The sequence below is a fragment of the Staphylococcus sp. GDY8P119P genome, assembly GCF_017892075.1.
Classification (GTDB): domain Bacteria; phylum Bacillota; class Bacilli; order Staphylococcales; family Staphylococcaceae; genus Staphylococcus; species Staphylococcus ureilyticus.
The window spans coordinates 637,963-652,805 of sequence record NZ_JAESKJ010000006.1 but is presented as its reverse complement, the minus strand read 5'-3'; the positions used below and the strand labels follow the sequence as shown (position 1 = coordinate 652,805).

Annotated in this window: 16 protein-coding genes and 1 tRNA gene; 1 reads left to right on the top strand and 16 read right to left on the bottom strand. The window is 32.0% G+C overall.

Annotation, left to right across the window (positions count from 1 at the left end; translation table 11 throughout):
* Positions 1-62: 62 nt before the first annotated feature.
* The 8 genes from KA830_RS07300 to bshC all read right to left on the bottom strand — a co-directional run bounded on the left by KA830_RS07300 (position 63) and on the right by bshC (position 9,312).
* Positions 63-953 carry a cell division protein FtsQ/DivIB gene (locus tag KA830_RS07300; RefSeq protein WP_107360190.1) on the bottom strand — a complete coding sequence of 297 codons (891 nt, stop codon included), beginning with the start codon at positions 951-953 and terminating at the stop codon, positions 63-65.
* A 14-nt stretch (positions 954-967) separates the two neighbouring features.
* Positions 968-2,317, bottom strand: a complete 1,350-nt coding sequence (gene murD, locus KA830_RS07295) for a UDP-N-acetylmuramoyl-L-alanine--D-glutamate ligase (protein WP_064209076.1) — start codon at positions 2,315-2,317, stop codon at positions 968-970.
* 1 nt (position 2,318) lies between these two features.
* Positions 2,319-3,284 (bottom strand): phospho-N-acetylmuramoyl-pentapeptide-transferase, encoded by a 966-nt coding sequence (gene mraY / locus KA830_RS07290; RefSeq protein ID WP_046208710.1) that lies wholly within the window; start codon positions 3,282-3,284, stop codon positions 2,319-2,321.
* Positions 3,285-3,485: 201 nt separating this feature from the next.
* Positions 3,486-5,768, bottom strand: a complete 2,283-nt coding sequence (locus KA830_RS07285) for a penicillin-binding protein (protein WP_046208711.1) — start codon at positions 5,766-5,768, stop codon at positions 3,486-3,488.
* Complete coding sequence (gene ftsL, locus KA830_RS07280) at positions 5,749-6,153, bottom strand: cell division protein FtsL (RefSeq protein WP_046208712.1); 405 nt, start codon at positions 6,151-6,153, stop codon at positions 5,749-5,751. The genes KA830_RS07285 and ftsL overlap by 20 nt, the downstream gene beginning before the upstream one ends.
* A gap of 14 nt (positions 6,154-6,167) precedes the next feature.
* Positions 6,168-7,103, bottom strand: coding sequence for a 16S rRNA (cytosine(1402)-N(4))-methyltransferase RsmH (rsmH, locus tag KA830_RS07275; protein WP_046208713.1), 936 nt, complete (start codon positions 7,101-7,103; stop codon positions 6,168-6,170).
* A 14-nt stretch (positions 7,104-7,117) separates the two neighbouring features.
* On the bottom strand, positions 7,118-7,549 hold the full coding sequence (mraZ, locus tag KA830_RS07270) for a division/cell wall cluster transcriptional repressor MraZ (RefSeq protein WP_046208714.1): 432 nt from the start codon (positions 7,547-7,549) through the stop codon (positions 7,118-7,120).
* A gap of 149 nt (positions 7,550-7,698) precedes the next feature.
* Positions 7,699-9,312 (bottom strand): bacillithiol biosynthesis cysteine-adding enzyme BshC, encoded by a 1,614-nt coding sequence (gene bshC, locus KA830_RS07265; RefSeq protein ID WP_204180087.1) that lies wholly within the window; start codon positions 9,310-9,312, stop codon positions 7,699-7,701.
* A 275-nt stretch (positions 9,313-9,587) separates the two neighbouring features.
* Between bshC and KA830_RS07260 the strand changes: the two genes are divergently transcribed.
* Entirely contained in the window at positions 9,588-10,028 is a 441-nt protein-coding gene (locus tag KA830_RS07260; protein WP_046208716.1) for an N-acetyltransferase, read from the top strand.
* Between the two features lie 156 nt (positions 10,029-10,184).
* Here the strand turns inward: KA830_RS07260 and KA830_RS07255 are convergent, their stop codons facing one another.
* The 8 genes from KA830_RS07255 to racE form a co-directional block, all read right to left on the bottom strand.
* Positions 10,185-10,871, bottom strand: coding sequence for a YjjG family noncanonical pyrimidine nucleotidase (locus KA830_RS07255; RefSeq protein WP_107526117.1), 687 nt, complete (start codon positions 10,869-10,871; stop codon positions 10,185-10,187).
* 166 nt (positions 10,872-11,037) lie between these two features.
* Positions 11,038-11,172, bottom strand: coding sequence for a beta-class phenol-soluble modulin (locus tag KA830_RS07250; protein WP_019469303.1), 135 nt, complete (start codon positions 11,170-11,172; stop codon positions 11,038-11,040).
* Between the two features lie 48 nt (positions 11,173-11,220).
* A complete protein-coding gene (locus KA830_RS07245) occupies positions 11,221-11,355 on the bottom strand; it encodes a beta-class phenol-soluble modulin (protein ID WP_046208718.1) in 135 nt (44 codons plus the stop codon).
* 34 nt (positions 11,356-11,389) lie between these two features.
* A complete protein-coding gene (locus KA830_RS07240; RefSeq protein WP_019469301.1) occupies positions 11,390-11,524 on the bottom strand; it encodes a beta-class phenol-soluble modulin in 135 nt (44 codons plus the stop codon).
* An 841-nt stretch (positions 11,525-12,365) separates the two neighbouring features.
* Positions 12,366-12,439: transfer RNA gene (locus KA830_RS07235), tRNA-Arg, on the bottom strand.
* Between the two features lie 272 nt (positions 12,440-12,711).
* Positions 12,712-13,221: a YfcE family phosphodiesterase gene (locus KA830_RS07230; protein ID WP_204180088.1), complete on the bottom strand. Its 510-nt coding sequence runs from the start codon at positions 13,219-13,221 to the stop codon at positions 12,712-12,714.
* A complete protein-coding gene (locus KA830_RS07225; RefSeq protein WP_046207830.1) occupies positions 13,221-13,802 on the bottom strand; it encodes an XTP/dITP diphosphatase in 582 nt (193 codons plus the stop codon). The genes KA830_RS07230 and KA830_RS07225 overlap by 1 nt, the downstream gene beginning before the upstream one ends.
* A 14-nt stretch (positions 13,803-13,816) precedes the next feature.
* Positions 13,817-14,611 (bottom strand): glutamate racemase, encoded by a 795-nt coding sequence (gene racE / locus KA830_RS07220; RefSeq protein ID WP_046207831.1) that lies wholly within the window; start codon positions 14,609-14,611, stop codon positions 13,817-13,819.
* Positions 14,612-14,843: the final 232 nt, after the last annotated feature.

Here is a 14,843-nt window from a genome sequence, read left to right as displayed (position 1 = left end):
TAACAGTTTACAATACGTTTTGACGCTTGTGAACTATAAACACATGTATTTGTCTAAATTTTTTAATTATTTTTGTCTGATTCTTTATTTATCTTGTTTAAGGCACTTTGTAACTCGTCTTTCGCCTTATCTTCTTCTGTGTTTCCTTTGTCAACATTTTGATCACTTGTTGATTTAGTAGTACTTCCACCACTATAAGGAATAAAAGAAGCACCAACTGACAAATCAATGTAGCCTGATTTTTTTAAGCTTCCTGATTCATCACGTTCTAACGACTGTGACATTTGTGGATAATACTTCATTTTATTTGCAATAGTATTCAAATTACCCACAATTTGAATCTCATCTGTCGTATATAACTTGATTTGGTTTTGTAAATTTTCTTGCGGGTCATATTGCACTTCGGCGATCATGCTACGCACTTTTGTAGGCATTTTTGCTAATTCTTGTATTATTTTTTCTTTTTTCTCTTTTTTGAATCCTTCAAGGACGGGACCGTCATCTGTTACATTACTTTCTTCATAATTTTCTAATTCTGTTCCATCTTCAAGAATCGGTACATAATGATCTTTCTTTTTAACTAAACCAACGATTTGGCTTTCTGTCACTTTAACCTTCACCTTATTCGGCAATACTTTTGTTACTTCTGCATGCTTTATTAATTTATTCTTTTTTAAATTATTAACAGCTGATGAAGTACTATAGGTATACATTCTAGAGTCATCTTTTACATCTATCGCTTTTTTTATAGAAGCTTTAGATACATTGTCATTACCTTCAATTGTCACCGAGTTGATTTTACTCAATGGCGTGAACATATAAATAAGAATCAGTAAAATAATAAATAGCAAAATACCGAAGATTGCGTATTGGATTTGTTTTTGTTTTTTACGTCGTTTTGCACGTTTCTCTTTTAAATATTCAGAATCAAATTCACTAACTTTATCTGACATTTATTTCACAACCTTTAAAGTGAAGGTAAGTGCGCTTGGAAGCTCTTAATAAACTTATTTCCGCGCTCTTCAAATGTATTGTATTGATCCCAACTTGCACAAGCTGGTGATAATAATACAACGTCATTAGGCTCAATAACTGATTGTACTTTATCGACTGCATCTTCTACATCTGTGGCCTTTATTACATATTTACCTTGATTCTCGCCTAATTTCACAAATTTTTCTTGCGTCTCACCAAAGGTCACCATCACTCTGACGTTATTCATATATGGAATCAATTCATCAAATCCATTGCCTCTGTCTAAACCACCACACAACCAAATAATGGGTTGTTCAAATGAATTTAGAGCAAACTGTGTCGCTAAAGTATTGGTAGCCTTAGAATCATTATAATATTTATTGGTTTTGTTTGATCCTACATATTGAAGTCTATGCTCTATACCAGAAAAAGTTGTCAAACTATCTATTATGGCTCTTACTGAAACCCCTGCTAACAGTGCCGCTAACACAGCTGCGAGTATATTTTCTAAATTGTGTTCACCAGGTAATACTAAGTCATCTTTATGAATAAGTCGGAAACCTTTAAATGTAATATAGCCATCTTTTACGTATATACCATCAACCTCTTGTTGTGTAGAAAAGTAATACACTTTTGCTTTTAAGGATTCTGATTCAATCAGGTGACGTTGATGATAATTACATATTAAATAATCCTCTTCAGTTTGATTTTTATATATTTGTTTTTTTGCATTTTGATAATTCTCTAAATTCTCATGATAATCCAAATGTGCAGAATAAATATTTGTAATAATCGATATATGCGGCTTATATTGGTCGATACCTAGTAATTGAAATGAAGAAAGTTCAGTTATAAGGTAATCCTCTTCTTCTACTTCTTGTGCCACTTTTGAAGCTACATAACCTATATTGCCAGATAATTTACCAGTAATTCTACTTTTTTTAAACATATCACCTATTAAAGAAGTGACCGTTGTTTTTCCATTTGTTCCAGTCACGCCAATAATGGGCGCTTTGGAAACTAAATAACTTAGTTCTACTTCAGTAAGTATGTGTAATCCTCGACGTTCCGCTTCTTGAATTAACGGAACCGTGTATGGAATACCTGGATTTTTAAAAATGAGTGGTTCATTATCAAGTAAGGAAAATGGATGCGCTCCACCAACAACTTTGACACCCATATTTTCTAAATCGATTGCATGTGCATCTTGGCTTAAATCTTTGCCATCGTTAACAACGACATTTGCACCAAGTTTTTGTAGCAATTTCGCAGCTTCATACCCACTTTTTGCTAATCCTATTACTAATACATTTTTATTTTCTAAACCTGTATATTTCAGCAATTTAATTCACTCCAATCCATAAGCCAATAAGACCTGAAATAATACCAACTGTCCAAAATACAGTAACAACTTTTCTTTCATTCCAACCTACTAGCTCAAAGTGGTGATGTAGTGGTGACATTTTGAAAACTCTTTTTCCTGTAAGCTTATATGATGTGACTTGAATCATAACTGATAATGTTTCAGCTACAAATACAAAACCGATAAAAATAAGTGATAATTCTTGATTTAGCATAATTGAAATTGTAGCAAAAATACCGCCTAGAGCTAAACTACCTGTATCTCCCATAAATACCTTAGCGGGATTTAAATTAAAAGGTAAGAATCCAAGTAATGCGAAAATCATGATAATACAAAACAAACCAATAGAATTTGCACCTTGTATATATGCCATAAGCGCATACATAATAAATCCAATAATAGAAAGTCCAGTAGAAAGTCCATCTAATCCATCTGTTAAATTGACCGCATTAGAAAAACCAACCTGCCAAAATACAATGAAAATTACATATGCAATTGATAATGGTACTTCTAAACCTGTAAATGGAATATGAATTCCCGTTGAAAAGTCTGTTAGATTAAACACTTGGCTTAATATGAAGAAAACAACTGCAATAGCGATTTGAGCAAGGAATTTTTGTTTACTCGTTAATCCTTGATTGTTCTTTTTAACAACAATGATATAGTCATCAATAAAACCAATTAATCCAAAACCAATCGTCACAAACAACAACAATATAATCGGATTTGCATTATCCATAAAAATAATAGCTAATATTGATGTGACAATGATACTAAGTAGGAAAGTTAATCCTCCCATCGTCGGTGTACCTGTTTTTTTCATATGGCTTTGAGGGCCTTCTTCTCTTATACTTTGTCCAAATTTCATTCGCTTTAGTGTTGGTATCAATACAGGGACTAATATAAATGTTATTAGTAGTGCAATGATCGCTAGTAAATAAACCATATTATGCTCCTTTAATATTAAATTGGATTGATGTCGTTAATGCTAAGTGCAACTTATAAATCATATGTAACGAGGCAGTAAGTATGTTTCAAATTTCAAAATTATATTTTGTATTCAACATTTAAATTACTACCTCGCATCAATTTTCAAATGATACATTTTAACATGTTTTACCAGTGACGTCAGAAATACAATAAATTTTTATTCACTTTGTTTGTCACTGTTTGAATCTGAGTTATTATCATCTTTTTTATTAGAATCATCTTTGGACGATTCTTTTTCTTTGGATGATGTCGTCGAAGCCTCACCATTAACCGCTTCTGCAGATAACGTCACTTCTACTTTATCTTTTTTATCAACTTTTTGTCCTTTACTAACAGATTGATTAGAAACGAAGCCACTACCTTTTGTAGTTACTTTTGTTTGCGTCAAGGTTTCAAAAGCAATCACTTCTTCTTTTGTCCAACCTGTCATGTCTGGCATAGTTATATCCCCATCTGTCAGTAATAATACCTTACTATTCGGTAGCACTTCTTTATCTGGTGATACTGATTGTTTAACAACTTTATCTCCACTTCCTATGACAATTGGTTCGAGAGACTTACCATTCACCTTATCTTGTGCTTTTTGCGTTTCCTGACCTTGAACATCTGGCACTTTACTATACTTCACATCAGATTTATCTTTAGAATTTTTATCTCCTACGTTTAAGTATTTCAATGTGTTTTCCATAATAGGTTTAAACGCTTTACTTACACCCATTTCATAAGCTTCTTGGTCATTTTTTTGTGCTAAACTCATACCAGCATACACTATTACTTCTGGATCATCTTTAGGTGCATCACCAATAAAACTTACAAAGTATGGATTTTCCCCTTGAACATAACCACCATTATCAGAGTCAGCAACTTGTGCTGTACCTGTTTTACCTGCTACGTCATAACCATCAATTTGATAGTTTTTAGCATGACTATCTTCACTGTTTACAACTTTGTCTAATTCAGTACGCACTTTCTTAGCAGTGTCTTTAGTAATTGGTTTTCCTGCAAACTCTTTTTTACCCTTATAAAAAGTATCATCAGTAACAGGATTGCTCACGCTATCTACAAACCATGGTTGCAGCATTTTACCTTCATTATTAAAAGCGGATTGCGCTCTTAACATTTGGACTGGTGTTACGGTTGTAGATTGACCAAATGAGGATGTTTTTTGCTGTGCTTCATTATCCCAAGCTATACCGCCTGTAGATTCACCATCAAACATACTCTTAGTAGATTTACCAAAACCAAATTTTTCATACCATTCTTTCATCTTATCTGAGCCAACTAAATCTTGTAAGTGCATCATTAAAGTGTTTGAAGAATACGTGAAACCAGTAGACATTGAGATTTTTCCCCAACCTACTTTATTCCAGTCAGATATTTTAGAGCCCATTACTTCTCTAGGTTCAGCAGTATATTTTTTATCAGGTTTAAATTTACCTTCTTGAATTGCTGCCGCTAGACCATAAGATTTAAAAGTTGACCCTGGTTCATATGTGTTTTGATATAAATCATTTGCCCATTTTTTTCCAAAATCTTTACCAGTTTCTGGATTAAAAGTTGGTCTTTGACTAAATGCCAAGATTTCTCCTGTTTTCGCATCCATCACTACGGCAAACAAATCTTTTGGCTTATAATGTTCAACCATGCCATCTAGCGCTTCTTCAACGAAAACCTGTATATTTGAATCAAGTGTTAAATGTACGTCATCTCCACGTTTAGGCACTTTTTCTTTTTTGGTGTTTGGTGCAATATACCCCCAAATATCATGAATATACGATAAAGCACCTTTTTGTCCTGAAAGATAGCTATCAAATATTTTTTCAACACCTAAAGCACCTTTTAATTCTCCACTATCTGGATCTTTTTGAGCTATACCTATCAAGTGAGATGCAAAGTTTCCATTAGGATAAAATCTTTCAGTTTCTGGATATAACGTCACACCAGGAAGTTTCATTTTTTCAATTTTTTCTTTCTCTTGATACGTTAAATCTGTGCCTTTTTGACCAAATTCAACTTGAAAGGCTTTTTTATTATCTAGTTTTTTCTCAATTTCTTTTGCTGACATATCAATCACTGTCGCAAGTTTTTTTGCAGTTTCTTTTTTGTCTTTTACATGCTTAGGTTTATCGCTGCCTTCGCTTGCTTTTTTATCAACAACTGCCACAACTTTATACCGTTCCACATCTTCCGCTAACACTTTGCCATTTCTGTCATAAATCTTACCTCGTTCTGGTTGCTGCTGACTATTTACTAAGTATTTTTCGTTCGCTTTCATAATTAAATCTTCACCAGAAGAGTGTCCTGTCAACATAATATATGAGTATCTTAAAACCAACGTAAAAAAGAGCAGTCCAAATCCAAGAATGAGTAGGACTGCCCCTATTTTACTTTTTTTAATTGAAAACTTCGGTTTTTTTAATTTAATTCTTCGCTTCGCCATTATTACGCACTACCTTTACATTATCGTTCTTAAGGCTCATTCCATCTTTTTTGGCCTTATCGTAAATGCGTTCATATGAGGAGTTCTTTTTAATTTCAGATTTTATTGCGCTGTTTTCACTAGATTGTTTTTCAATTTTTGTATCTAAATCTGCAATTTTTTCTCGAGTTTCATACGCATCCATTTTTAAAGATAGCATATAAATACTTATTAAAGCAATCACTGTTATAAGTCCTATGTATAACATCTTTTCAAACTTAGTTAGCTTGACAATTACTTTACGCTTAACTGTCTGGGGTTGACTCTGGGGATGAGGCGACGGTTGCGTTTGTGGTATTTGTTGTTCTGCTCCACTATACGGTTGGTATATCTTCTCTACTGCCACTCAAAAATCACTCCTTATTTTAGTATTTCAGCTATACGTAACTTGGCACTACGCGCTCGATTATTTTTTTCTAAATCTTCATCTGTAGCAATAATTGGTTTTCGATTAACTCTTTTCAATTTTGGTGTATAAGCTTCTGGAATAACTGGTAAGCCTCTTGGCACTTCGGGGCCTTTTTCATATTCTTGGAACATTTGTTTACAAAGGCGATCTTCTAACGAGTGGAACGTAATCACAGATATTCTTCCGTTCACTTTCACAAGCTCGATTGCTTGTTCTAATGAATTTTCAAATGCAGACAATTCATCATTAACTGCAATTCTAATTGCTTGGAAAATCCTTTTAGCAGGATGCCCGCCTTTTCGTCTTGCCTTAGCAGGTATTCCTTCTTTAATAACATCCACCAGTTCTAAAGTTGTTTCAATTGGCTTTTGTGCTCTATTTTGTTCTATTCGTCTAGCAATTTGTTTCGAAAATTTTTCTTCGCCATAACGATGAAAAATTCTCACTAATTTTTCAAATGACCAATCATTAACTACTTCATACGCTGATAATGATTGGGTTTGATCCATACGCATATCTAATTTCGCATCATTATGATAACTAAAACCTCTTTCAGGTACGTCTAATTGGGGGCTAGACACACCCAAGTCATAATAAATGCCATCTACTTTTTCAATATTTAAATCATCTAAAATTTCAGTTAATTTTCTAAAGTTGCTATGGACGAAGGTAACTTTATGTATATGGTCTTTCAATACTTCTTTTGCATTTTCAAGTGCTGTTGTATCTTGATCAATTGCAATAAGTCTACCTTCGTCTCCAATTTGATTTAATAAATAGAGGGCATGGCCTGCTCCACCTAATGTACAGTCGACATATATGCCATCTTCTTTAATATCTAAATAATCTATAGTTTCTTTTAGCATAACGCTGACATGATGAAACAATTTAACGCCTCCATTTAAAAATCAAAGTCAATTAAGTCTTCGGCAATATCTTCAAAACTATCTTCTGATTCATCATAAAAATCATTCCAAGTTTCTCTATCCCAAATTTCAATACGGTTTGAGACACCTATTACCGTACATTCCTTACTCAAATTGGCATATTTCCTCAAATTTTGAGGAATATTTATACGCCCTTGCTTATCTAATTCCACTTCAACAGCACCTGAAAAGAACATACGCATGAATTTACGCGCATCTTTTTTTGTCATTGGTAAGGTTTTCATTTTCTCTTCAATTACTTGCCATTCTTCTAAAGTGTAACCAAATAAGCATTTATCAAGGCCACGGGTAATTATAAAACGCTCATTTAGGTCATAACGAAATTTGGACGGAACAATCATACGTCCCTTAGTATCCAATTGATGCTCGTATTCACCCATGAACATTTATAATCACCTCACCTTCTTATATATATAATTTACCACATCTCACCACTATCCTCCACTAATTATACAAATTTCACCAAAATTTCTTGAAACATAGAAAAAAACACCCGATTCATCTTTTAAATGAACCGGGTGCTTCCCTTGATACTCTAAGGTTTTATCAATATATGATCAAATGTGTATGAAAGTGGTGGATAAGTGGAGGGACTAAACACATCTATCCCAAAATCATTCATAATTTGAAGTGGATTCCAAATTCTTTCTTGTAATCCACCCATTGGATGGAGTGTTTGACTTATGAGCTCAAAATGTTTCATGCTAATGTCATTTTCTCTTTCAACATTCAATAAATACCGTTTTATTAAATAATCAAATTGCTTTTGGTGAATTTCGTTATTTTTGTTCAACAATACCTTATTATCATGATTGTCTTTAACTTCTGCCTGAAGAGATTGAAACAAATCATTTTGCTGTTCTTTTAAAGCTTCAATCTGTTCTATAAAAGATTGCGAAGCTTTAGATCTAATAAACTTTGTTTTATCTGCTTCAATTCCTTTTTCAATGATATTATTACAATTCAATCGATATTGTGCTACTAATTTTTCTATTCTGGTATTTAAATACGTAATCCTTAATCGTGGTAAAACGATAGGCATATCTACTTGTAATGTTCGAAAAACTTCACTTAATTCTGTCCAATATTTAATTTCACTAGGGCCGCCTATGAATGCTACTGTATTAAATAGCCATTCTTCCATTACTGGTCTCGTAACGACATTATTAGAAAATTTTTCTGGGTCTGTTTCTACCATATTAAGAAGTTCTTGTTCCGAAAACGATTTCTCTGATTTATTTAAATAGAAACGTCCATTTTCAAAAGTTAATAGTTGTCTTACACCACCATCATCCATAAACAAATGTACATTCGTCTCTGTCTGTATCATTTGATCTAAACCGTCAGTGATAGTTTGAGCCTGTGTTTGCCTAAAGGCATCGTCAACTAAATTATGATTTTTAATAATGTCCTTGAACATTGGCTTTTCTAAACGGCGCAATGCTTTATCATTTGCATCTATCAGTAATAATCCGTAATGTTTGAAAACTTCGTGTAATAACGCTTTAAACATATCAGTCCAACCATCATAGTTATCGATAATCTTTCTACACATGTTTAGTAGTTTTGGAGAAGACTCAGTTTCTTTTAATTCTTTGAAAAATTGATTTAATGCTTTATGTAACGCTTCTTTATCTGGCGTATACTTTGAAACACTAGATTCTGGAGGCGTCATAGTACTATATTTTATTTTTTGTAACGTTGCCGTATGTTCATTAAAAACATAAGTATGATTTACTTCATCAAAATCATGATCTTCACCTGCAATCCAAAAAACAGGGACAACATGTGTATCGTAATCTTTCGATAGTTTTTCACTTAATGTAATAATCGAAAATATTTTATGAAACGTATATAAAGGTCCACCAAACAAACCAGCTTGTTGACCACCGATTACAACTTTCGCACCTTTACTAAGTGCTTTTAAATTTTTATTTTGTTGATAATCTAATGTTAAATCATCCATATATGCTTCAATGATTTTGGCTAGAGACGCTTCTCTTCCGTTATTTTCTGAAAGTAGTCTTTTTTTATAATTTTGTTCATCCATTGCATCAAGATGATAATACTTAGCTAAAGTTGAATCACTATTTTTAATATTCGCTATAAATTGATCTTTTTCATTAAGTTTCGTTGTCATACAATCCATTCGTAATTCTCCTTACGTTACTCTATTCCTATTTATTATAAAGTTTATATTCAACATTGACAATTTTACGGCTTATAAATTTATTAGAAAATATACTTACTCTCTTTCAACATTGTAATCCAATGCTTATACATACGATCAGTACCTTTAAATATATTAAAACAAAGCACAAATTAATATTGATTTTACATAAAATGTTTTAAGCATTCATTTTTGTGAAATATCCAATAAAATAAGGTATAATAGTTAGTAATAAAGCAAAGGGGGAAGCTAAAGTGAGTAATGTTAAACGACTAGATATTAATTACAAAACAGATGAATTATTTGAAGATTTTAGGAACTTCGGAAATGAAGATTTATATTTAGTAGATGAATTACGCGGTGAAATGATAGATGCTAGTTCGGACTCACCATTTTATGGCATATATGTCGGTGATAGGTTAGGTGCTCGTATGGCTTTATACCGTAAAGGAGAAGTTGAAGAAGTATACTTCTCAGATTTTGATGATTATAATATTTTATGGAAATTAGAAGTTTTACGTGATTTCCAAGGTCGTGGTTACGGCGAAGCACTGCTAGATTTTGCTAAGGAACAAGGTCAACCAATTAAAGTCATTGCTCGTAATCAATCAAAAAATTTCTTCATTAAACATGGATTTAAAGATATCGAACAACAAAATAAAGACGGTCACGATATACTTATTTGGACACCATGATTTTCCTGTCCAATGCCACTAAAAAATGATACACGCATTTTTAATATATTGTATATGTTTTTTAATAAAATAAACTTTTTCATTTCTTAAATTATCATTAACATAATATGAAGCGTGAATTACAATCAATTTTTCTGATTATAATTCACGCTTCTTTTATTTTGCTATATCTAACAATTGATCAAGCGATTCGATAGTATAATCTGGATTAATTTCTGTATCATTTATTTTATTTCTTGGATTAAACCAACATGTTTTTATTGCCGCATTTTTTCCACCTAAAATATCTGATGTTATTGAATCGCCAACAATCATTGCATGAGCTCTTTTGTCATGACCGATTTTATTAAAAACAAAATCAAAAAATTCTGGCATAGGTTTTTGATATCCAGTTTGTTCAGATACAAACACACCTTTAAACCAATCTCCCATTTCTGTTTTTGCTATACGTCTTTGTTGTGTTTCCAAAACTCCATTGGTAACAATATATAGATCGTGAGTGTTTTTGAGCATACTCAATGTTTCCACCGTATTCATAAAATACTTTATTGGGGCATTTGCGAGTTCATCCCGAAAGATTACATCCGCTTCTTGCCCATTCACATTGATTTGATGTAAATCAAAATACACTTCAAACCTTTTACTTAACACTTCAGTTTTTGTTAATTGATTTTGTTGAAACGCTTCCCAATGTGCTTGATTTACAGTTATAAATTGATTTAAATCATTTTGATCTGTCTCTAAATTATATTTTTTTGTAAGTTGATGAAATGCATATGCTTCAGCATCATGAAAATCTACAATTGTATCGTCAAAATCGATAAGTAAACATCTTTTATTCATAGTATTTTCTAACCCCTTAATGAATTCACTTAATAAAGTCAATTAATTATGTCATCGTCAATGTATAAACATAGTCGAATTTTATTTCATCATACCATATTTCAAATATTAGCAAACAAAAAAGGCCAAGGTTATTACCTTGGCCAGTCCGTCATAGAAATTCAAATTAAAATCCGAATAATTTACTTGCTAAACCTACACCATTTTCTACGATATCTACAATACTAGTGCCTAATTTAGCACCGTCTCCTGCTATGCCAGCTTGTACTGTATCTTTAATTGCATTAAATAAACCTTCCATTATAAACACTCCTCATTATATTATTTAGAATAAATAATCTGCTATTTTTTAAAATCCGAAAAGTTTTCCTAGTAAACCTGCACCACTTGAAACGATATCTACAATACTTGTACCTAATTCTGAACCATTACCTGATTTTGCTGCTTCAACTGTGTTTGCAATTGCTTCTGCTAATTTAGTCATAATTTATTTCTCCTTTATTATTTATATATTTATATTAGAATCCAAATAATTTACTTGCTAAACCTACTCCGTTTTCTACGATACTTACGATACTTGTACCTAATTTAGCACCGTCTCCTGCTATGCCAGCTTGTACTGTATCTTTGATTGCATTAAATAAACCTTCCATTATAAACACTCCTTATTATAAGATAAATGCTTATGACTGTTTTTTTATGTTTTAAACGATACTGTTAATTTGTTATTTAATTAAGTATCGTTTGTTATCTATAACTATAAGACATTTGCATATAAATTTGTGATTTATTTCATACTTCGTTAAATAGTAGTAAAAACTGTAGCAAAAGATACATTGGTTTACAGTTTTGAATGCCCAACTGTATTTTACGCAATTCCATGTCATACAATTTACAAAATAGAATTTATTTATAAAATTTATATATAAATAAAATTAACAAATGCTTTAACGATGATTATATTTGTTGTGGTATTTCTCAATATTTTTATTTGACAGTTTATACATGCATTTATTGATTCGATACAAACACCAAAAAAGCGCCACTTCAAATTGAAGTAGCGCAAACGCAAATAATCATTAAATTATATTACCTTATAGTTATATATTCAATACCACTTAGCATTAGCCTAAAACATATTTATTGTCTTAATCGTCTATATACAATTTAAGCAACTAATAAATTTAAATGATTACAACAATATATAATAATAATTGTTATGCCATAACTATATGATCAAAGCCGTGTTTAAATTTACTAGCTAAAGCATTACTTTCTGACAAAACTTTCATATATTTTGAGTATAATTTACTTGATTCAATAACAAATTTCATAAGTAACCCTATTTTGCAATTAGCAGTTTAACTTTATTAAGCCATAAATTAACAGTATATGTTGTTCACTGCGCATGTAAAAAAACAAAAAAAAAGACCGCTAATATATTAGCGATCTAGTCAGTAAACACATAATTTATTATGTATTTTACGTTATTAGCGTCCTGGGAGGGATTCGAACCCCCGACCGATGGCTTAGAAGGCCATTGCTCTATCCAGCTGAGCTACCAGGACATTATCTTTTGAACACAAGAATAATTATATCTAATTTACACTGATAAAGCAATACTCTATCCCTTAAAAATAAATATGATTTTTCACTATTGTAAACTTTTTATCATAATATTGCTAATTTATTTAAATTCTTTAAATAGTACAATCCATTAACGTGAGCACTATTTTTACAACACTGAAATGTAAAATGTTTCTTACATTCAACGCTTTACAGTAATACGAAGATGAACCTACGATTCAATCATTTCTAGACGCAGATTCACCCCACCTATTTAGATTACAAAATTTTCACTACTGATGATTTCATGATTTCGATTACGGAAATTTAAAGTTGCTTCTAATCTCGTATCATCAATAAGCAATTCTGCATATGTTTCTTCAATATTACTTCTCGACTGTGAAATACTACCTGGATTTATGACATGCACACCATTTATTGTTTCATGTTTAGCAACATGTGTATGACCATAAAAAGCAAATTTACAGTCTGCTGCTTTTGCTTGTTCTGCTAAAGGCATTCTTGTACGATTCACTTGATATAAATGACCGTGAGTTAAAAATGCCTTAATATCATTTATATCGATTGTTTGCTCATTTGGAAACTCAGGATAAAAATCAGTATTCCCTTTTACTCTATAAAAGTAACTGAGTTCACTATCATCATAAGCGAATTCAGAGTCACCTAAGTGAATGGCAGCATCTATATCCTCATGCTGATTTATAATATCAAATAGCACACCTTGTTCAGTATGATTGTCACTAACTATAATCCATTTCGACATTATTGATCACCTTCTAGATATTCTTGTAGCTGTTCTATTGCTTTACCTCTATGACTAATTTGTCCTTTTTCTTCTGCAGTTAGCTGAGCCATTGTTTTATTTTTGTCTTCTACAAAAAAGATAGGATCATATCCAAAGCCATGTTCACCAATTTTATTTAGTGTGATTTCTCCTTGTACAGTTCCTTTAAATTGTACTGTATCTTCACCCGGTGCGCTCATGCTAATAACACAAACAAATTGTGCACTACGGTCTGTTTCATCACCTAACTGAGTTAGAAGTTTTTCAATATTTGCATTATCATCTTTTGTTTCTCCAGCATAACGCGCTGAATATATACCTGGCTCTCCATTTAAAGCAAAAACTTCCAATCCACTATCATCAGCAATAACACGCTTATTTAATGCTTCTGCAGCTGCTTCAGATTTTAGTCTTGCATTTTCTTCAAACGTGTCACCTGTTTCCTCAACGTCAAAATCTTCGATGAGTTCTGAAATGCCTATAACATTATAATCAGGGAAAATAACTCTAAAATCATTTATTTTCCCTTTATTATTTGATGCAATAACAATATCTTCCATTTTTACGCCTCACTTTAAACTTCTATTTTTTCAACTGTTGCTTTCATATTTAACCATTCTTCAATAATACGTTCGATATGTTCTGTTTCTCCTGTCGCAAAAAATTTATGTGCGGGCTGTTTCTTATAACCTGCGTGTTCATTACTGAATGTTAATAATGCACTCACTTCTCTGGCTGTTTCTAGTCCAGATGAAATAACTACTTTTTCTCCGTGAAAATAATCATTAATCGGCTGATAAAGTAAAGGATAATGTGTACATCCTAAAATAACTGTATCTGCTTTGCTATTTCTCCACTGTTTTAACGTTTGATGTATAACGATACTCGTAATCGTTGGATCCTTGTATCTCATTTGTTCTACGAGAGGCACAAAGCCTGGGCATGCCACACCAGATACTTCTACATTTGGATTTATTTGTTTAATGTGATGTCGATATGCCTCTGATTTAATCGTACCTTCTGTACCTAATATTAAAACATTTTGATTTTTTGTTGTCATAATCGCTGTTCTAGCACCTGGTTCAATAACGCCAATAACAGGTATTGCCAATAAGTTTTGTAAATGTTTTAATGCCACTGCCGTTGCAGTATTACATGCAATCACTAACATCTTGATATCAAACGTCATGAGTTTTTCAGCTAATTCTGTAGTAAATTGTCTTACCTCAGAAGCTTCTCTTGGTCCATATGGACAGCGTTTTATATCTCCTAAATAATAAATGGTTTCATTTGGTAATTGGCGCATGATTTCTTTAGCAACTGTTAAACCTCCAACGCCAGAGTCAATAACTCCAATTGGTTTCTCCATATCTTGTTCATCCTTATATATTTACTTGTCTTTTATTGTAGCATAGCTGCGTTTTCAAAATCATTTTCCAAGACCTAAAATACAAAATAGCAGACAATTCAAATGTTATACTTATCAATAGGTTAGCATCATTGATTCATAGAGTCACATCAGTTCTTCGCTATTTAACAAAATTCACAATATTACTAATGGAAAATTTTTATATAATCAGATAATCTATATATCAATATTT